Genomic DNA, 16871 nt, shown 5'->3' on the forward strand with positions numbered 1-16871 from the left:
CGGAGTGTCTGAAGACCTCTGGCTGGCGGCCGGGACGCTTAGCGGGCGGCACTTCAGGCCCAATGCGATGGTGACGGGTGATGTATATGACCTTCCAAAATGCTGCAGAGCTCGTGGAGGCTCTTAAAGATCGAGCGGCACAAAAAAATGTGGGGCCAAATGAGCTCGCGGAACAAACTGGGCTTCACAAGGGACGGATGGATTTACTCCATTCCGGCGGGTGGGAGGCGCTCACCGTGAGGGAGATCGCGAGCATCATAGAGGCTCTCGAGATCGACTTGAAAACCCTCTGAATTCGCCGCAAGCACCGCGTTCGGATGAATGAATTGCCCCGCCCACAAGCCGCTTTGGTTTTCCTTCGCGACGCTCTCCGCGATCGCATAACTGGACAGTACCACCGTCCCGGACGGACGAACGGCGGCGAAGGCGGCACCGGACGAAATCAACGCCGTCCCGACATCAATCATTTCACCGTCCAGCTCGGCCGCACACACGACGAATGTGGCGTCGTCGTTGGCCGCTCCCATCGGCTGGCAAGCGACCGTTCCCGTGGAAAAAAGCGCAGCAAGCGAGCCTATCGAACGCAAGCCGCAGTCCTCCTCTACGCCTCCGGGCGCGCGATAGGCAGTTCCTCGAAGACACGATTGCACGCCAAACAGCCTGAATTTTCGGCCTTCGTACCGCCACGTGTCACCGGTTTCAAAGGTGACCCCGGCGTGAAACGAGATCGTTTTCTCCTGGGCATCCGCCGGCGCCGACAGGAGCAGAACCATTGCAAGCGAGGCCTTAATCCGCATTCCAAAACCCCATCGATCGTGACAGCGACTGCGATGCCTCAAGGTCCGGCCGGCGGGACCGACCGTCCTGCGTGCGCCCGATCATCGCGAGGCCCAGGAAGACCATGCTGTCGTCGTCATTGACGGTCTTGAGGGGCTCGCCGTTGCCCCCGACGAGGGCGAAACATGACGCGGGGATGGTCTCGCGGTCGACGGGCGTTAAAACGAGGGTCTTGCAGAGGATGACGCTGGCGCGCCTGTTGTAGACGGCGTCGGCATAGTCGCGCGCAGCCTCGTCGCAGGTCCAGGATTGCACCCGGTTATAGATGACCTTGTCCGTGGGGCAGGCGTTAAGGCCTCGTAGGCTGAACCGTTTTCCGGAGATCGTGCGCACCATCGGTCCCTCGATCTCCACCTTCCCTTCGAGCGTCTCAGCGGAACGGTTCACAAGCCTGCCTTCGGCGTCGAAACGCTCCAATATGAATGACTTCGCCCCCTCTACCTGAAACCGGCGAAGATAGTCCGGGGATGGCTCGCGATAGGGATCCTCGCCGTTCGCGATGGCGAGCCGGATGCCTCCGATCAGGAATAGGCCGGCAAGCTTTATAACCTTGAGTTGCTTTCGCATCGTGGAGAAAATCCGTTCGAAGGTTGACAGGACAGCTTTTGGGGAATTAATTATAGTTTATTCTATCGTTTCGCAACAGGGGATGGACCAATTGAAGACAAGCCTGCTTTTCCTCCTCGCCTCCGCCCTCCCGGTCAGCGCGCAAGCCTGCGAGCCAATCGACCCGGGCAGCGTTGTGGAGCTGGTGCGGACGATCGCTACCGAAGAAAATCTGGACCCCGATCTGGCGCTCGCCGTGGCCCACGTCGAGAGCGCCGGCGGCCTGCACCAGGTCTCGGACGCGGGCGCGCTCGGCATCATGCAGCTGATGGCCGAAACCGCCGCAGACTATGGCGTAACGGACCGGTGCGATCCGCAGGAAAACATCCGCGCTGGCGTCCGCTACCTGAAGAAGCTCCACGGGGAATTCGACGATCCGCTGCTGATGCTCGCCGCCTACAATGCCGGCCCGGAGCGGGTCTACCAGAAGGGCGGCATTCCCGAGTTCAACGAGACCGCCCAGTACATCGTCAAGGTGATGAACCGCTGGACGCTGAATGCAAAGGCGTCAGCGGCACAGGAAAAGCGCGGCGGAAACCGCCATCCCCGAAAAGAGACCGTGGCGCTCGCGCCCTCCCCCTGGCGTGACCAACACGTCTGGACGGCCGAATAGCGCCGGTCCCCGAAAACTCCATCCTCCCACGATCAGAAGGACATTCGAATGAGCTTTTTCCCGATCACGCCGCGCCGGCGCGGTAAGGCCGTCCTGTCGCTGGCGCTGCTCGCGACGACGAGCGCACTCATTCCAGAACTCGCCTACGCGCAATCGGCCGCACCCGTCGAAGGCATCCTCGAATGGTTCGTCGGCGTCCTGCAAGGCAGCGTGGCCCGCTCGCTCGCCATCATCGCCGTCTGCTTCCTCGGCTTCCTGTTCCTGACCGGCCGCATGGCCTGGCAGGGCGCTATCTCGATTGTCATCGGCATTGCGATCATCTTCGGCGCTGCGGAGCTGGTGGACGCCATGAAGGCGGCAGGGGGTGTCTGAGATGCGTGACGATGCGCCCGATGTCGAACCGCTCATCCAGCCGCTGACCCGGCCGCCGACATATTTCGGGGTGGACATCATCGTGTTCGTGGTGAACGGCATCTTCGGGATCGTGCTCTTCATCGCATCCTCGAGCTTTCTGGCGCCACTAGCCGTTCTGCCGGTCCATTTCATCGGGCTCTACCTCTGTCAGCGGGATATCCACATCGTTCGCGTGGCGGAGGTGTTTCTTTCGATGCGCCGCGCGATCGGCAACCGGCGCTTCTGGAAAGCGGGGAGCTATGCCCCATGAACATCGTCGATCACGATCTTAAATTCGGGCGCGAGCGCGCCCGCGATCTGGGGATCGGCACGCACGTTCCCTACCTTCGCCATGTCGATGAGGAGACCATTGTCACAAAGTCCGGGCTGCTGCTGCAGGTAATCCGGCTTTCCGGCCTGCCCTACCAGACCATGGACCAGGCGGAGATTAACGCGCGTCTTGCCAACCGCAACATGACGGTTCGTTCGCTCGGCTCATCACGCTTCGCGCTCTATGCCACCATTATCCGGCGCAAGATCGCACCCGCCATCGATGGCGAATTCGACAATCCGTTCGCCGACGAGCTGAACGCCCGCTACATGGACGGCCTGCGGCACCGGACGATGTTCGTGAACGAACTGTACCTGACGGTGATCCGACGCCCGATGACCGGCCGCGCCGGCAAGGTCGACCGGATGTTCGACATGTTCCGGATGGCGGACAACGAGATCGAGGCCAGGGGGGAGGCCCTCCGCGATCTCAAGGATATGGTCTCGGGCATTGTCGGCGATTTCCGCACCTATCGCCCGGAGATACTCTCCTGCGTCACCCGCGATGGCGCTCTCTATTCCGAACCGGCCGAATTCTTCGCGAAAATCCTCGCCGCCGGCGAGGTACGGGTGATGCCCCTGCCCCGCATGTCGCTTGCCGACTATGTCGGAACCGGTCGCATCATGTTCGGCCGCAAGGCGACGGAGGTGTGGTCGGCCAACGGTGCGACGTCGAAGGTCGCCGCCATGGTGTCGATCAAGGAATACCCGCCGATGACAACGCCCGGCCAGCTCGACGGTCTGCTGCGTCTCCCCTACGAGTTCATTCTCACCCATTCCTTTGCGCCGGAAGACCGCACCACGGTCACAGAGGCGATCGCCACGATCACCCGGCAAATCTCCAATTCCGACGATGGCGGCACGGCCGTCGAGGACGATATCGAGACGGCGCGTGATCGGCTGGCATCCGGCGAGGTGGTGTTCGGCAAGCACCATATGACCGTCGCGGTCCTCGAGCGCGACCTATCTCGGCTGAACCGGGCCGTGGCCGACGTCACCGCCGAACTGGCGCGCATGGGCGTCGTCGCTGTGCGCGAAGACCTCAATCAGGAAGCGGCATGGTGGGCGCAATTGCCGACGAATTTTTCCTATATTGCCCGGCAGGGACTGATCTCGTCGGTGAACTTCGCCGGCCTGTTTTCCGCGCATAATTTTCCGTCCGGCCAGGCACACAAAGTCCACTGGGGACTGCCGATCTCGCTCCTGGAGACGACCAGTCAGACGGCCTACTTCTTCAATTTTCATGAGGCGGATGTCGGCAACTTCACCGTCATCGGCCCGACCGGATCGGGCAAGACCGTCACCCTCTCCTTCCTGCTCGCCCAGGGGATGCGCGTCGAGCCACGGCCGCGCTGCGTGTTCATCGACAAAGACCGCGGCGGCGAGATTTTCGTCCGCGCCATGGGAGGCCGGTATGAGCGGCTATCGCCGGGAGAACCGACCGGCTTCGCGCCGTTGCAGCTCGAGGACACCCCCGCCAACCGGAGCTTTGGCAAGACCCTGGTCTCCTATCTCGTCACTCCTTCGGACCGGGTGCTCAATGCCGAGGAGATGGCGGTCATCTCCGATGCGGTCGACAGCATCTATACGGATTTCGAGCGGTCGCAGCGCCGGCTCGACATGCTGGCCGAGGCGATGCGCGGGCGGATGCGGTCGGGGATCGGCGATCTGGCCGACCGGCTGAAGGAATGGACCACGGGCGACAAGGGCTGGCTGTTCAACAACGCCACGGACCAGCTCGACTTCGCCGGCTCCGTCATCGGCTTCGACATGACGGCGATCCTCTCCGACAAGCGTACCCGTTCGGCGGCGCTGCTATACATGTTTCACCGCATCGAGGAGATCCTCGATGGCCGTCCCTCGATGATCTTTCTCGACGAGGGCTGGCGGCTGCTCGATGACGAGGTGTTCTCGGGCTTCATCAAGGACTGGCTCAAAACCATCCGCAAGATGAACGGCGTCGTCGGGTTTGGCACGCAATCGGCGGCCGACGTCGTGCGCTCCGACCTGCGCAACACGATCATCGAGCAGACGATGACCAACATCTTCTTCCCCAATGCCTCCGCCGACGAGGAAAGCTACCGCAACGCGTTCGGCCTGTCGGAGAAAGAGTTCCGGTTCGTTAAACAGGCCGACAAGGCCAGCCGTACCTTTCTCATCAAGCATGCGCAGGATTCGATCATCGCCAGGCTCGACCTCTCTGCGATGCCCGATCTGGTGAAGGTGCTCTCCGGGCGGCCGGAGACGGTGCGCGAGTGCCAGGTGCTGCGCGAGACCTACGGCGATGCGCCGGAGGCGTGGCTCCCCCATTTCTGCGGCTGGACAATCCCGGAGGTGACCGATGCGTAGAGCGATCATTCTCCTCCTGTCCGCGACAATGGCCGGAGCGCCGACGCCGCCGGCGTTCGCAGATATTCCGGTCAAAGACGACGATGTGGTGGACAAGCGTGCCGAGGACGAGGCGCACTCGAAGAAGGATACGCAAACGCAGTCCGGCCAGTTCGAAAAGCAGGAGATCACCAACTGCAACATCTCACGGAAGGAAAAGAACCGGCGTCTCTATCGTTCGCCGGCACGGGCCGTGAACGAGGATGCCGATAACGTCGAGTTGATCAAGCACTATGCCGAGAAGCACAATGTGCCCGTCGGCCTCGCATTGGCAGTCGCTCATGCCGAGTCCGGGATTTCGACGTGCTCGGGTTCGCCCACCGGCGTCAAGGGCGTGATGCAGCTGACGAAGCGGACCGGTAAGGGCATGGGCTTCGACCGCGACATCAACGAGGAGAACATCGAGGGCGGCGTCAAATATCTCGGCATGGGCGTCAACAAATGCGGCAGCACCGACTATGCCTGCCTTGCGTCCTGGTACAACGGATCGACCGCGGCCGAGCAAAACAATTGGGCCGGAAAGGTTGGCCGGAACCACGCCTGGTTCAACAGCTACGCTGGCGGCTCGAACATCGAGGATATCTCCTCGCCCTCGTATAAATCCTATGTCGACTATGGCTCGGGCGCGACGCGCAGCTCGAACAGCGCTGCGACCGGCGCGGTCGACCGGGCCGTTTCCGGGATCGACGCGAGCGCGGCGCGCGTTCAGGAGGCGGGCCGGCGCATCGATGCGCTGTCGGGCTCCGTCGGTGCCTCCGAGATCTATCAGGATGCCTGGGACGACAACACGCAGGCGCGCGCCGTCAATGCCGAGCTTCTGAACAACCTGATCACCGCCCGCAACCTGTTCAACGAGCTGCTGCAGGCGCGCATGCAGATGCGGCTTTCGAAAACGTCCGAGACCGCCAAGACCCTGAAGTCCGATAGCAAGGTCAATCCCTATAGCTGCGATCCGGTAATCCTGGAGGCGGTGAAGGTGCCGCGCGAGGATTGGCCGCGTTGCGCGATCATCGCGGCCACCGACGCCGACAGCGAAATCTTCTCGTCCGGCGGCTCGGATCGCTCGGTCAGTGACAATCTCTCATCCATCCAGAACGCCGCCAACGCGGCCGATTAAGAGGGTTCCCCATGAACAAGCTTCTCGTTGTCACCGCCGCCCTTGTCTTCTCGACGCCGGCGCTCGCGGACATTCCGGTGATCGACAACACCAATCTCGCCATCGCCAAGAAGAATGCCGAGAACACCGGCGAGATCATGAAGACCAACACCACGCTTCTCGTCAACTGAGATCAGATTTTTCCGGAAAGCCCCGCTAATTTGCCTTCCGATGCATTGAGGAGGAGACGCTGATGCTGGAACCGGCTTTGACGCCAGAAACCCTGGCCCGCCTTAAGGAACTGGAACGGCAGGTTCTGTGGCATGCCTGCTGGATGATCCACAATGCCAACCATCTGCGCGAAAAGGGCGAGGTGAAGGTCGGCGGTCATCAGGCCTCGTCGGCATCGCTCGCCTCCATCATGACCGCGCTTTATTTCTATGTGCTCAGGCCGGAAGACCGTGTCGCCGTCAAGCCGCATGCCTCGCCGGTCTTCCACGGCATCCAGTATCTCATGGGCAACCAGACGCGCGAGAAGCTGGAGAATTTCCGCGGCTTCGGCGGCGCGCAATCCTATCCGAGCCGCACCAAGGATATCGACGACGTCGATTTCTCCACCGGCTCTGTCGGACTGGGCGTGGCGATCACCGCCTTCGCCTCCATCGTGCAGGACTACATCGCCGCCAAAGCCTGGTCGAAGGACCGACCGCAGGGGCGGATGATCGCGCTGGTCGGCGACGCCGAACTCGACGAGGGCAACATCTACGAATGTCTTCAGGAGGGTTGGAAACACGACCTGCGCAACACCTGGTGGGTGATCGACTATAACAGGCAAAGCCTCGACGGCGTGGTGCGCGAAGGCCTCTGGCAGCGCATCGAGGGCATATTCACCGCCTTCGGCTGGGACGTGAAGGTGCTGAAATACGGCGCCCTCCAGGAGGCGGCCTTCCGGGAGCCGGGCGGGGCCGCATTGCGCGACTGGATCGACCGCTGCCCGAACCAGCTCTATTCGGCACTGACCTTCCAAGGGGGGGCTGCCTGGCGCAAGCGGCTGACCGACGAGATCGGCCATGAACCGGGTGTTGCCGGCCTGCTCTCCGCCCGTAGCGACGAGGCGCTTTCCGACCTCATGAACAATCTCGGCGGGCATTGCCTGGAAACGCTGATCCGCACCTTCGAGGGCATCGATCACGACCGGCCGACCGTCTTCGTCGCCTATACGATCAAGGGTTGGGGCACGCCGCTTGCCGGTCACAAGGACAACCATGCCGGCCTGATGACCAAGGCGCAGATGGAACTGTTCCAGAGCCGCGTCGGCGTCACGCCCGGCCGGGAATGGGAGACGTTCGGCGCGGTATCCTCACCCGAACCGGTGCGGGCATTCCTGAAGACCGTGCCGTTCTTCGCCAAGGGCACCCGGCGATTCTCCTCCCCGGCCCTGCCATCATCAGGTCCCGTCTTTCTCGACGATCGCGAATTGTCGACCCAGGCCGGTTTCGGCAAGGTTCTCGATGCGCTGGCAAAACGCGACGACGCCCTTTCGGCACGCATCGTCACCACCGCGCCGGACGTCACGGTCTCAACCAATCTCGGCCCCTGGGTCAACCGGCGCGGCCTCTTCGCCCGAGAGCGGCAGGCCGATACGTTCCGCGACGAACAGGTGCCCTCGGTCCAAAAATGGGAATTCGGCCCGGCCGGCCAGCATATCGAGCTTGGCATTGCCGAAATGAACCTCTTCCTGCTGCTCGGCGCCGCCGGCCTGTCACATTCGCTGTTCGGCGAGCGCCTGCTGCCGATCGGCACCGTCTACGATCCCTTCGTGGCGCGCGGCCTCGATGCGTTGAACTATGCCTGCTACCAGGATGCGCGCTTCATGATCGTCGGCACGCCCTCAGGCGTGACGCTGGCGCCGGAGGGCGGCGCTCACCAGTCCATCGGCTCGCAGCTGATCGGCATGAGCCAGGACGGTCTGGCGAGTTTCGAGCCCGCCTATCTCGACGAGCTGTCCGTCATCATGGACTGGTCCTTCGACTACATGCAGCGCGACGGCGAAGGCACGCATGACACGCGCACCTGGTTGCGCGACGGCACCGGCGGCTCGGTCTATCTACGTCTGACGACGCGGCCGCTGGAGCAGATCGCGCTGCGCCGTGAGGATCCTGTGTTCCGGCAGGGCGTGATCGACGGCGCCTACTGGTTGCGCGCGCCCTCCGCCCGCACCCGCATCGTGCTTGCCTATCAGGGCTGCGTCGCGCCGGAAGTGCTGATGGCGGCCGGAAGGCTGGCCGAGCGCCACGGCGATATCGCCGTACTCGCCGTCACCTCCGCCGACCGTCTGAATGCCGGCTGGACGGCGGCGCAGCGCGCCCGCCGGCAGGGCGACACCACCGCCCGCAGCCATATCGAGGCGCTGCTTAACACCGTCTCGCGCAGTGCCAGCCTGATTACCGTCACCGACGGGCACCCGGCAACGCTCGGCTGGCTGGGATCCGTGGAAGGCCACAAGACGATCTCGCTCGGCGTCGAGCACTTCGGCCAGACCGGCACCATCGACGATCTCTATGCCCATTTCGGCATCGATACCCAGGCGATCATCGAGGCGGCGGATGCCGTCGCGCGACGGGATGCCGGCCCGCTGCGGGCCAGCACCGGCTGATACCGCCGGAAAACAGCGATCAAAAAGGGCGGTGTCGATGGCGCCGCCCTTTTCGTTTCACGACGATCAGGTCTCGTCGAAGAGATAGAGAGGATTGAGCTTCACGCGCTGCGCCACCGTAATCGACCGATAGGTCTTGATGATCGGGCAACGGCGCATGAATTCGCGGGTCACCTCGCGGAACTCGTCCGTGTCGGCGACGGTGATGCAGGCGAGGATATCCGTATCGCCGGTGATGACGTCGCAGCAGGACAACCCTTCGCACCAAAATGGTGCGGCGAATGCTTTTGCTTTCCGCTGATATGCGATCTTTGAATTTCAGGCTATGCGCGATGCATTATAAGACATCATAGTTCGATCTTGATGCAGCATAAAGCATCGTCTTGAAGAACGATGAGTCTTTGATATCATAAACGACATCAAAGAGTAGAAATGATGCAGAAATAGACATCAATGAAATATGAGAACCAAGCGATACTGGGCGTGATCGAAACGTGGCTCGGGCGTTAGACCGAAAGCGCCGCAAAGGAAGCCTGCGCCGAGTTCGGCGATAAGCTCTCCATGGTATATGCCTCGTACGAAGCTGGCGGAAACATTGCTTGAAAGTCGCGCTCTGTAGGCTGACTACTCGTTGCTCATAAGCAGAAGATGTCGGCTGCTGCAATGCAGATAGCTGAAAAAATGTGTGGGCGCATCGGTCGTAGCGCGTAGCCATGCGCCGCCAGTCCTTGAGCCTGGCGAAGAGGTTCTCGACCTTGTGGCGCTGGAATAAAGCGCCTTGATGATCTTGAAGCTATCGCACAATTGCTCCTTGAGCCGTTGTTCCCAGCGCCCAAGGGCATACGCCTGCTCGGCGTCACGATATCGTCTTTTCATTGACGACGAGGAAACTGCGGCGGACCAATTGGCGTTGCAAATCTAGCCGCGCCCCAGTGTGTAGTCGAAATCCGGATGCGGCGCTTTACATTGCAAACGCAGCGCGCCGCGACGCGCGGAAATTGTCGGTCATTCGGAGGAGCCATGTGCAACGATTATCGCCTGATGGTCGAACTGGCCTCGGTCATCGAGGAGTTCGAGCACCTGAAGATCAAGATCCGCTTTCCCGAGGGGCGTCCCAACATCGAGGCGCGCGAAGATATTAAGATCACCGATCATGCGCCGATTGTGCGGACGATAGAAGGCGAGCGCGACGTCGGCGAACTTGTCCAACGGCGGTGGAGTTGGCCGAGCCCGACCAGAAAGCCGGTCTACAACTTTCGCTCCGAAGGCCGCGAGTTCACCTCCAACCGATGCCTCATTGTCGCCGATGGCTTCTACGAGTTCACGACACCCGCTGACCCGAAAAAGAAACGCAAGGACAAGTGGCTGTTCCGGAAAGTGGACGAGCCGATCTTTGCGATTGCCGGCATATGGCGTGATACAGAGAATGTTGGTGAGGCTTACACCATGCTCACGATGGAGCCAGGGCCAGACATCGCGCCCTATCACGACCGCCAGATCGTCATCCTCGAGCGCGAAAGCTGGGCCGATTGGCTCGATCCCTCGGTGTCCGCTAAGCCTCTCATCAAGCCGCTGCCGGCCGGATCCCTTTCGGTGGAGCAGATCGGTTGATCCCCTTCCTTATGTTCAATTAGGTTCGCCCATACACGGCGCGTGGCATACCAAAAAACCGGAACGAACCTGCCCCTCTAGGCATTTCTCCGCCATCGGATGCTAGATCGCCGCCCGCTCCTCAGTGGGGATATCGTCTTGGAGCCATACAGGAGAGCCTCATGAACGCAAAAATTCCTCCGTCACAGCATCCGACAACCGGAACTGATGTCGCGCTGGAATGCGCGCAGGCAATTGACGGCGCAGTGCGCGACCTTGTCGATCAAGCCATCGGCGCTGGTTGGCCGCCCGAGGCGGCATTTGAGGCGGTCAAGCGCGCCGCAGATCGCCAGGCAATGGCCTACAATGAAGATCCCGATCCGGCAGACGACCCAAGCGAAGTTCGCCCGCGAACGAGCTTCTCGTTGGCGCCGTTCTGAGCGCAAGTATTCCAGTCCTTAAGGAGAAACGTCAGCCGCGCGACCCGGAAGGTGTCCCTGAAAGCCACAAAGAGCCAGCCAGCAAGATGACCTATCTTGCCGGCCGGACTATCCTGATCCTATCCTGCTCTGGACTAGGAGGATCAGCATGTTTAGAGCGGGGCATTCTGGGTCTTCATGGGGGTGCTGTTCTTTGCGGTCGCGGGTTCCGTCGTCCTCCAGCTTATCCAGCTTGTCCGGTTCTTCATGTGAGAGGCACCCGATGTGCAACCTCTACAATGTCAGGATCACGCAGGACGTTGGCGTACGCCGAAGACCCTGACCGGGCAAACGATCCACTTAGGGTTAGTCGTCCTTCTGGAAACCGATCACCGGACGCGCCGCGTCAGCCGCCGCGGCCCCAACATAGACAACTCGAAATTCATCGGACGTTCAGAACCGAGGCCGGGCTCCGGCGGCGCCTCCTGTAGATTGACCATTTGATCCATTGCTAATGCCGGCATAAGCGCGCAAGGTGGTTGTTCCAGCAGCTATCATTACGGGCGCTGCTGTTTGAGGGCTGGCTACCCTGGCCCCAAATGAAGGAGGACGACATGTCTTCCACGATCTACCCCTTCCAGAACCGTCAAATGATCACCGAGATGGCCTCCCACTTCGCGGTTGGAGCCAGCTTGATCATGGTCGTTTACGTCCTCACAGAGGGGTGGCTATGGTAATCCTGCCCTTTAAAGCGCCACGGGCAGCCGAGAACCTCGATTACGGTACCTCGTTTGAACGCAGGAAAGCCCGCGATATCGCGCGCCTTGTAGAAGGCGCGGTGGGACGTTTTTCCGAGGCGAAAAAGCCACTTCGCTGCGAAGCTCTCAATATCTGGGACGATGAAGCGGGTTTGTGAGCCCGCATGCTTTGGCCGCGAAGTCGGTACCCGGCGGGTAGTAGCCCGCCGGGTACCGACTGATTGCTATGTGGCGGCTGAACACCTACATAACGTCAATGGTTTAGGCGCGCCGCCTGGCGCTTATGCCTCACCTCCATCCTTAGGAAAACATCATGGCACAATCGAAAGACGCGTCAGCGTCCGCTCAGAATTATGATGCCAAGACATTGGCAAAGAAGCACCGGATTTCCGTCGAGGATGCCACGAGCATTCTTTCTCACTACGGCGATGACCGCAAAGCGGCGGACAAGGCCGCGCGTCGCATAGCGGTTTAACGCAAACCGGCGCGCTCCACCAACGGGACACGCCGTTTCTTCGGCTCAGAATTTGCAGCGGGGCGCGGTGAAGCTCGCCCCGTGGCCCGGCGTGTGCTCCCTCGCTCTAGGCTGAAAGACCGAGCTTTTCTCTAGGGAGGCTTCGGTCATAGCAAGCGATCACCCGGGCCGCGTGGGATCAGGCTGCGCAACCATTCGTCTCTTCCGTGACCGTGCCGACCGCCTTGCCTCGCGCAGTTCCTCGATGGTGGGGATCCACCAACCCCGCTGACGCTCATGTTCCCCCGGCTCTACCTTCGACGGCCACGTACGAACCAGGTCTTCGAGCGAGGGAACGCGCCAAACTCCCCAGACGCGGTCATCGGGATATTCAGGATAGAGACCGTTAACCTCACCTGGATCGACGAGTTCACCGGTGATGTCGTCCAAGACGATGATGCCATAGGTCTCCGTTGCAATTGCTCTGCCCAGTGGCGGCAGATCCTCGGCCGGAAGCGGGATGCGCCTTCGCATGCGCTCGGCTGCCCGGCGGCGGGCTATTCTTTCATAATCGGTACCTTTGCGCGCTTCGGCGCGCTTGCGCCTTTCCTCTGGCTCGCAGCGCTGCGCCTCCGCTTCAATGGCCCGCCAGTGATCGACAAGATCGTCATATGAAGAAAAGGGCACGCGCCAGGCCTTTTCGGCGCCGTCCCAGCGGACGAAGGGAACTTGCCGGATTTCCTCGACGAGTTTGCGCGAATAGGGCGTCCTTAAACGAAACCCGTCCATGTCGATGCTGAGATAGGGGCTGAGGATGGGCTCGAAGGCATAGGCGTCCCTCCCCTTCGCTTCGGCATAGGGGTCGACACGAGATTGCTCCCTCGCTATCCAGCGATCGATGCGCTGTTGGGCCGTCTTGCCAGGGACCATCCACGCCTTGCGTCTGTCGCTCCAGCGAGCGCGCGGGAACGTCTCGCGAAACCGCTGCACCGTCATCCGGTCGAACGGGAACGCGACGGAGGCATGCTCGCCGTCCTCTTCGGCCTTATGCCCGATCTCGCGTTCCTCGTCCATGCGATCACCGTGTGCTCGCGGTAGCAGTCACTCAGTGCTTTGTATGCCGATCGCCGCGATCGCCCTCGCCGGGCTTGGCCTCGGTTTTCGCCTTCTGGCGGCGGTCAGCAGACAGGGACCGGCCCACATCGACGCTTTCCTTGAACTGACCCTTCTCGTCACGGCGGACATAGCGCTTGTCTGTTCCGGTATCGATGGTTTCACGCTTGGTCATTGCAATATCCTTTACGGTTGTGGCCGGGAAGAACGCACGGAGGGGCAAGAAAGATGCAGCGAATCAAGGACATATTGCAGACTCGCATTGAGGGAGGCGCGCGGCCGCTAAGTTATTGATTTCCGATTCATTTTTGAATCGGAACAAATTCCCGAGTGATTCGCTTGACTCGCTTTGGTTGCGTCGGTTCGGGAGTTTCGAGATGGCCCAGCGTGCTCAGTGGAAAGGCTTCATCAAATTTGGCGAGGTTGCCTGCGGCGTCGGTCTCTACGCCGCCGCCAGCACCTCCGAGCGCATCTCGTTCCATACGATCAACAAAAAGACGGGCAATCGGGTCAACCGGATCTTCGTCGACAGCGACACCGGCAAGGAGGTCGAGCGCGAGGACCAGACCAAGGGCTTCGAGATCGAGAATGGCCAATACATCATGATCGATCCCGAGGAGGTCGCGGCCACGATACCGGAGAGCGACAAGACGCTAACGGTCGAAGCCTTCATCCCCTGCTCCGATGTCGACGACGTTTATTTCGACAAGCCGTATTATCTCGTCCCGACCGACCGGGTCTCTTCCGATGCCTTCACCGCGCTGCGCGATGCCATGGAGAAATCCAAAGTCGCTGCGGTCGCACGCACCGTCCTGTTCCGCCGGATGCGCACTGTCTTGATCCGCACGCACGGCAAGGGGCTGATCGCCACGACCATGCAATACGATTACGAGGTTCGCTCCTCGGACAAGGCGTTCGAGGAGATGCCGAAGCTGAAGATCAAGGGCGAGATGCTCGATCTCGCCAAGCATATCATTGCCACGAAGAAGGGCTCATTCGATCCAGCCGAATTCGACGATCGGTACGAAGCGGCGGTCGCCGAGCTGGTGAAGGCGAAGATCGAAGGCAAGGCCTTGCCAAAGCGCAAGGAGGTCAAGGTCTCGAAACCCGACGATTTGCTGGCGGCATTGCGCGAGAGCGCGAAGATGCTCAAGGCCGGCAACGACGAGCCGAAGCGCGCAGCTGGGAACGTGAACAAGGGCACCGGTCGCAAGCTAGCGGCGCGGACTGCGGCGTCGAAGGCGCGCAGTTCGGCACCCGCGCATCGTAAAGCGGGCTGAGGAGAGGTACCATGGCGCCACGTCCCTACTGGAAAGGCTATCTAAAACTCTCGCTCGTCACCTGCCCCGTCTCGATGTCGCCGGCGACGTCGGAGAGCGAGAAGGTCCGCTTTCACACGTTGAACAGGCAGACCGGCAACCGCGTGGTCTCGCAATATGTCGATGCGGTCACGCGTAAACCGGTGAAGGACGACGATGAGGTGAAGGGTTATGCCCGCGGCGAGAACGACTACGTGCTCCTCACCGACGACGATCTCGACGCCGTGGCGCTGGACACGGTCAAGACCATCGACATCGAGAAATTCGTTCCGCGCGACAGCATCGAATGGATTTATCTGGAAAAGCCGCATTATCTGGTCCCGGACGATCCCGTCGGCCACGAGGCCTTCGCCGTTATCCGCGATGCAATGGCGGCCGATAAGGTCTATGGCGTCTCGCGGCTTGTGATCGGCCGGCGCGAGCGCGCCGTCGTGCTTGAACCGCGCGGCGAAGGGATCGTCGTCTGGACATTGCGTTTCGGTGACGAAGTGCGACCGGAGAAAGACTACTTCGAGGATATCGACGACAGGTCAGATCCAGATCTCGTCCCGCTGGTGCAGACGTTCATCAAGCAGCACACGAGCGAATGGACGCCCGACTTGGTCACCGATCCCGTTCAGGAGGCTCTCCTCGACATCATCGCCAAAAAGAAGAAGGCGCTGAGACCGGCGAAGAAGGGGAAGACCAAGGGCGACGAACGTCCGTCGGGTGGCAATGTGATCGATATCATGGACGCGCTGCGCAAGAGCCTGGCCGCCGGCGAAAAAGGCAAGCGCGCATCCTGAAACTGTTACGGAAGATACCTATGTTCGATCTCTGTCGCACGCGAAATGGGCACCGATGAAAAAACGCCGATCCGCCATTCCTCTGTATGACGAGTCGCGCGAGACCTTGCAGTCCCGTCCGATCCGCAAACGCGACCCCGAGCAGCCGAGCCTGCCGTTTGATCCGATGCCTGACCGCGTCGAGCCCTGTCTTGCCCTGCTCCGACCGACGCCGCCGGAAGGCCCTGACTGGCTCTACGAACTCAAATGGGACGGATACCGCCTGGCGATCCATATCGAGCCGAAAGGCGTGCGGATCATCACGCGCGGCGGGCACGACTGGACCCATCGCTTTCCGAAGATTGCTGATGCCGCCAGCAAACTTGGGGTGGGGACCGCTATCCTCGATGGCGAGGCCGTGGTTCTCAACAAGGCGGGGCATTCCGATTTCGGGGCGCTGCAGCGCTCGCTTGGCGGGCGCGGCGGCAAGCGCGCCTCGACCGAAGCGGTGTTCTTTGCCTTCGACCTGCTCTATTTCGACGGCCACGATCTGACCAGGACCGAGCTTGCCGTTCGCAGGCATCTGCTTGAGGACTTCCTCGACGGGTCGGTCGGCGCGGTGCAGCTCTCGGAAGAAGCCCATGGGGACGGAGCCGCGCTACTCGCAAACGCCTGCACGATGGGGCTTGAAGGCATCATCGCGAAACATCGCGATCGTCCTTATCGATCCGGCCGCACCGGCGACTGGATCAAGATCAAGTGCATCCAGAGCGAGAGCTTCATAATCGTCGGCTATGAGTTTTCGGAATCCGCTCGCGGCGGCATTGGAAGCCTAATGATGGCGGCGCGCAAGGGCGACGGCTGGGTGTCGGTAGGTTCGGTCGGGACGGGCTTCAAGGCCGCCGACGCCGAATATCTGCGCAAGACGCTCGACAAGCTCAAGACCCAAAAGCCGGTCGTGCCGCTAAAGGGCAAGAACTACGTCTTCGCCCAGCCGACGCTCATCGCCGAGATCGAGTTTAGAGGCTGGACCGACGACGGCAACCTGCGCCATGCCTCATACAAGGGGCTGCGCGACGTTCAGGACAATGCCGCGGTGTTCGATATGGCCTCGATTTCCCAGAGTGGCTGATCATGCCCTGCGGTCGAGATCGGCGTGATCGAGTCCGAAGTGATCGAGCACGAGCTGCAAGTTGCGCCGGTTGGATTTAAAATAGACGTCGAAGACGTCGCCGAGCACCGGCACGCTTCCCGCAACCGTATCGAAGCCAACATTGAGCAGCATCTTGAAGAGCAGTTCCTTCGGGACGCCGAGACGGCGCGCCTCGTTGACGATGAAAAGGCTGACAGCGGCGGCGCCGAAGTCGCCGATGCCGGGGATAAGGCCAAGAACGGAGTCGGCGCCAAGCGAGACGCCCGTGCCCGGAATTCGCAAGGCCGTATCCATCAACTTGGCCAAGCCGCGTATCCGGCGAAGACGCATCAAGTGATCGATTGGGACGTCAGGCTTCATGCCGGATCGCGATCCCCTGCCC

At 61.3% G+C, this 16871-nt stretch carries 21 protein-coding genes and 2 pseudogenes; 15 read left to right on the forward strand and 8 right to left on the reverse strand.

Features of this window, described 5'->3' with window-relative positions; genetic code table 11:
• Positions 1 to 86 precede the first annotated feature (86 nt).
• Entirely contained in the window at positions 87 to 293 is a 207-nt protein-coding gene (locus ACOZKU_RS23950; RefSeq protein WP_421581048.1) for a helix-turn-helix domain-containing protein, read from the forward strand.
• Here the strand turns inward: ACOZKU_RS23950 and ACOZKU_RS23955 are convergent.
• Positions 204 to 797: a thermonuclease family protein gene (locus tag ACOZKU_RS23955; RefSeq protein WP_421581055.1), complete on the reverse strand. Its 594-nt coding sequence runs from the start codon at positions 795 to 797 to the stop codon at positions 204 to 206. The two genes, ACOZKU_RS23950 and ACOZKU_RS23955, sit on opposite strands and share 90 nt — an antisense overlap.
• The gene (locus ACOZKU_RS23960) at positions 787 to 1254 is read right to left on the reverse strand and encodes a hypothetical protein (protein WP_421580979.1); all 468 of its coding nucleotides are present in this window, start codon (positions 1252 to 1254) and stop codon (positions 787 to 789) included. Before ACOZKU_RS23960 ends, ACOZKU_RS23955 begins: the two co-directional genes overlap by 11 nt.
• A gap of 241 nt (positions 1255 to 1495) precedes the next feature.
• Here ACOZKU_RS23960 and ACOZKU_RS23965 point away from each other — a divergent pair, with 241 nt between their 5' ends.
• From ACOZKU_RS23965 to ACOZKU_RS23995, 7 genes are all read left to right on the forward strand, one after another.
• Positions 1496 to 2056: a lytic transglycosylase domain-containing protein gene (locus ACOZKU_RS23965; protein WP_421580980.1), complete on the forward strand. Its 561-nt coding sequence runs from the start codon at positions 1496 to 1498 to the stop codon at positions 2054 to 2056.
• Positions 2057 to 2104: 48 nt separating this feature from the next.
• A complete protein-coding gene (locus ACOZKU_RS23970; protein WP_421580981.1) occupies positions 2105 to 2428 on the forward strand; it encodes a TrbC/VirB2 family protein in 324 nt (107 codons plus the stop codon).
• 1 nt (position 2429) lies between these two features.
• On the forward strand, positions 2430 to 2720 hold the full coding sequence (locus ACOZKU_RS23975) for a type IV secretion system protein VirB3 (RefSeq protein WP_421580982.1): 291 nt from the start codon (positions 2430 to 2432) through the stop codon (positions 2718 to 2720).
• A complete protein-coding gene (locus tag ACOZKU_RS23980) occupies positions 2717 to 5128 on the forward strand; it encodes a VirB4 family type IV secretion/conjugal transfer ATPase (protein ID WP_421580983.1) in 2412 nt (803 codons plus the stop codon). Before ACOZKU_RS23975 ends, ACOZKU_RS23980 begins: the two co-directional genes overlap by 4 nt.
• On the forward strand, positions 5121 to 6284 hold the full coding sequence (locus ACOZKU_RS23985) for a transglycosylase SLT domain-containing protein (RefSeq protein WP_421580984.1): 1164 nt from the start codon (positions 5121 to 5123) through the stop codon (positions 6282 to 6284). The genes ACOZKU_RS23980 and ACOZKU_RS23985 overlap by 8 nt, the downstream gene beginning before the upstream one ends.
• 11 nt (positions 6285 to 6295) lie before the next feature.
• Complete coding sequence (locus tag ACOZKU_RS23990; protein ID WP_421580985.1) at positions 6296 to 6454, forward strand: hypothetical protein; 159 nt, start codon at positions 6296 to 6298, stop codon at positions 6452 to 6454.
• 62 nt (positions 6455 to 6516) lie between these two features.
• Positions 6517 to 8919 (forward strand): transketolase-like TK C-terminal-containing protein, encoded by a 2403-nt coding sequence (locus tag ACOZKU_RS23995; RefSeq protein WP_421580986.1) that lies wholly within the window; start codon positions 6517 to 6519, stop codon positions 8917 to 8919.
• 66 nt (positions 8920 to 8985) lie between these two features.
• Here ACOZKU_RS23995 and ACOZKU_RS24000 read toward each other — a convergent pair whose 3' ends face one another.
• The 3 genes and pseudogenes from ACOZKU_RS24000 to ACOZKU_RS24010 form a co-directional block, all read right to left on the reverse strand.
• Complete coding sequence (locus tag ACOZKU_RS24000; protein ID WP_421580987.1) at positions 8986 to 9174, reverse strand: Lrp/AsnC ligand binding domain-containing protein; 189 nt, start codon at positions 9172 to 9174, stop codon at positions 8986 to 8988.
• A 195-nt stretch (positions 9175 to 9369) separates the two neighbouring features.
• Positions 9370 to 9522: pseudogene (locus tag ACOZKU_RS24005) on the reverse strand (hypothetical protein); the annotation flags it as partial.
• A 32-nt stretch (positions 9523 to 9554) separates the two neighbouring features.
• Positions 9555 to 9685: pseudogene (locus ACOZKU_RS24010) on the reverse strand (transposase); the annotation flags it as partial.
• A gap of 254 nt (positions 9686 to 9939) precedes the next feature.
• Here ACOZKU_RS24010 and ACOZKU_RS24015 point away from each other — a divergent pair.
• The 4 genes from ACOZKU_RS24015 (at position 9940) to ACOZKU_RS24030 (ending at position 12161) form a co-directional block, all read left to right on the forward strand.
• Entirely contained in the window at positions 9940 to 10530 is a 591-nt protein-coding gene (locus ACOZKU_RS24015) for an SOS response-associated peptidase (protein ID WP_421580988.1), read from the forward strand.
• 161 nt (positions 10531 to 10691) lie between these two features.
• Positions 10692 to 10949 carry a hypothetical protein gene (locus ACOZKU_RS24020; protein ID WP_421580989.1) on the forward strand — a complete coding sequence of 86 codons (258 nt, stop codon included), beginning with the start codon at positions 10692 to 10694 and terminating at the stop codon, positions 10947 to 10949.
• A 709-nt stretch (positions 10950 to 11658) separates the two neighbouring features.
• Positions 11659 to 11844: a hypothetical protein gene (locus tag ACOZKU_RS24025; protein WP_421580990.1), complete on the forward strand. Its 186-nt coding sequence runs from the start codon at positions 11659 to 11661 to the stop codon at positions 11842 to 11844.
• A 155-nt stretch (positions 11845 to 11999) separates the two neighbouring features.
• Entirely contained in the window at positions 12000 to 12161 is a 162-nt protein-coding gene (locus ACOZKU_RS24030; RefSeq protein ID WP_421580991.1) for a hypothetical protein, read from the forward strand.
• Between the two features lie 159 nt (positions 12162 to 12320).
• On the opposite strand, the gene ACOZKU_RS24035 is transcribed toward ACOZKU_RS24030, so the two are convergent.
• Positions 12321 to 13214, reverse strand: a complete 894-nt coding sequence (locus tag ACOZKU_RS24035; protein WP_421580992.1) for a hypothetical protein — start codon at positions 13212 to 13214, stop codon at positions 12321 to 12323.
• Positions 13215 to 13245: 31 nt separating this feature from the next.
• Positions 13246 to 13428 carry a hypothetical protein gene (locus tag ACOZKU_RS24040; RefSeq protein WP_117371754.1) on the reverse strand — a complete coding sequence of 61 codons (183 nt, stop codon included), beginning with the start codon at positions 13426 to 13428 and terminating at the stop codon, positions 13246 to 13248.
• A 202-nt stretch (positions 13429 to 13630) separates the two neighbouring features.
• Between ACOZKU_RS24040 and ACOZKU_RS24045 the strand changes: the two genes are divergently transcribed.
• From ACOZKU_RS24045 to ligD, 3 genes are read left to right on the forward strand one after another with little or no spacing between them, the layout of a single operon-like run.
• A complete protein-coding gene (locus tag ACOZKU_RS24045; RefSeq protein ID WP_421581049.1) occupies positions 13631 to 14533 on the forward strand; it encodes a Ku protein in 903 nt (300 codons plus the stop codon).
• An 11-nt stretch (positions 14534 to 14544) separates the two neighbouring features.
• A complete protein-coding gene (locus ACOZKU_RS24050; protein WP_421580993.1) occupies positions 14545 to 15357 on the forward strand; it encodes a Ku protein in 813 nt (270 codons plus the stop codon).
• Between the two features lie 55 nt (positions 15358 to 15412).
• Positions 15413 to 16468 carry a non-homologous end-joining DNA ligase gene (gene ligD, locus ACOZKU_RS24055; protein WP_421580994.1) on the forward strand — a complete coding sequence of 352 codons (1056 nt, stop codon included), beginning with the start codon at positions 15413 to 15415 and terminating at the stop codon, positions 16466 to 16468.
• Here the strand turns inward: ligD and ACOZKU_RS24060 are convergent, their stop codons facing one another.
• Entirely contained in the window at positions 16469 to 16849 is a 381-nt protein-coding gene (locus ACOZKU_RS24060) for a DUF4112 domain-containing protein (RefSeq protein WP_421580995.1), read from the reverse strand.
• Between the last annotated feature and the right edge of the window lie 22 nt (positions 16850 to 16871).

This window comes from Shinella sp. M31, from assembly GCF_049199205.1.
Classification (GTDB): domain Bacteria; phylum Pseudomonadota; class Alphaproteobacteria; order Rhizobiales; family Rhizobiaceae; genus Shinella.

What these genes read in the sequence shown, in the direction of transcription:
- ACOZKU_RS23950 (WP_421581048.1), top strand. Translation starts at nt 87, where the DNA reads ATGACCTTCCAAAATGCTGCAGAGCTCGTGGAGGCTCTTAAAGATCGA.
- ACOZKU_RS23955 (WP_421581055.1), bottom strand. Translation starts at nt 797, where the DNA reads ATGCGGATTAAGGCCTCGCTTGCAATGGTTCTGCTCCTGTCGGCGCCG.
- ACOZKU_RS23970 (WP_421580981.1), top strand. Translation starts at nt 2,105, where the DNA reads ATGAGCTTTTTCCCGATCACGCCGCGCCGGCGCGGTAAGGCCGTCCTG.
- ACOZKU_RS23975 (WP_421580982.1), top strand. Translation starts at nt 2,430, where the DNA reads ATGCGTGACGATGCGCCCGATGTCGAACCGCTCATCCAGCCGCTGACC.
- ACOZKU_RS23980 (WP_421580983.1), top strand. Translation starts at nt 2,717, where the DNA reads ATGAACATCGTCGATCACGATCTTAAATTCGGGCGCGAGCGCGCCCGC.
- ACOZKU_RS23985 (WP_421580984.1), top strand. Translation starts at nt 5,121, where the DNA reads ATGCGTAGAGCGATCATTCTCCTCCTGTCCGCGACAATGGCCGGAGCG.
- ACOZKU_RS23990 (WP_421580985.1), top strand. Translation starts at nt 6,296, where the DNA reads ATGAACAAGCTTCTCGTTGTCACCGCCGCCCTTGTCTTCTCGACGCCG.
- ACOZKU_RS23995 (WP_421580986.1), top strand. Translation starts at nt 6,517, where the DNA reads ATGCTGGAACCGGCTTTGACGCCAGAAACCCTGGCCCGCCTTAAGGAA.
- ACOZKU_RS24015 (WP_421580988.1), top strand. Translation starts at nt 9,940, where the DNA reads ATGTGCAACGATTATCGCCTGATGGTCGAACTGGCCTCGGTCATCGAG.
- ACOZKU_RS24020 (WP_421580989.1), top strand. Translation starts at nt 10,692, where the DNA reads ATGAACGCAAAAATTCCTCCGTCACAGCATCCGACAACCGGAACTGAT.
- ACOZKU_RS24025 (WP_421580990.1), top strand. Translation starts at nt 11,659, where the DNA reads ATGGTAATCCTGCCCTTTAAAGCGCCACGGGCAGCCGAGAACCTCGAT.
- ACOZKU_RS24030 (WP_421580991.1), top strand. Translation starts at nt 12,000, where the DNA reads ATGGCACAATCGAAAGACGCGTCAGCGTCCGCTCAGAATTATGATGCC.
- ACOZKU_RS24035 (WP_421580992.1), bottom strand. Translation starts at nt 13,214, where the DNA reads ATGGACGAGGAACGCGAGATCGGGCATAAGGCCGAAGAGGACGGCGAG.
- ACOZKU_RS24040 (WP_117371754.1), bottom strand. Translation starts at nt 13,428, where the DNA reads ATGACCAAGCGTGAAACCATCGATACCGGAACAGACAAGCGCTATGTC.
- ACOZKU_RS24045 (WP_421581049.1), top strand. Translation starts at nt 13,631, where the DNA reads ATGGCCCAGCGTGCTCAGTGGAAAGGCTTCATCAAATTTGGCGAGGTT.
- ACOZKU_RS24050 (WP_421580993.1), top strand. Translation starts at nt 14,545, where the DNA reads ATGGCGCCACGTCCCTACTGGAAAGGCTATCTAAAACTCTCGCTCGTC.
- ligD (WP_421580994.1), top strand. Translation starts at nt 15,413, where the DNA reads ATGAAAAAACGCCGATCCGCCATTCCTCTGTATGACGAGTCGCGCGAG.
- ACOZKU_RS24060 (WP_421580995.1), bottom strand. Translation starts at nt 16,849, where the DNA reads ATGAAGCCTGACGTCCCAATCGATCACTTGATGCGTCTTCGCCGGATA.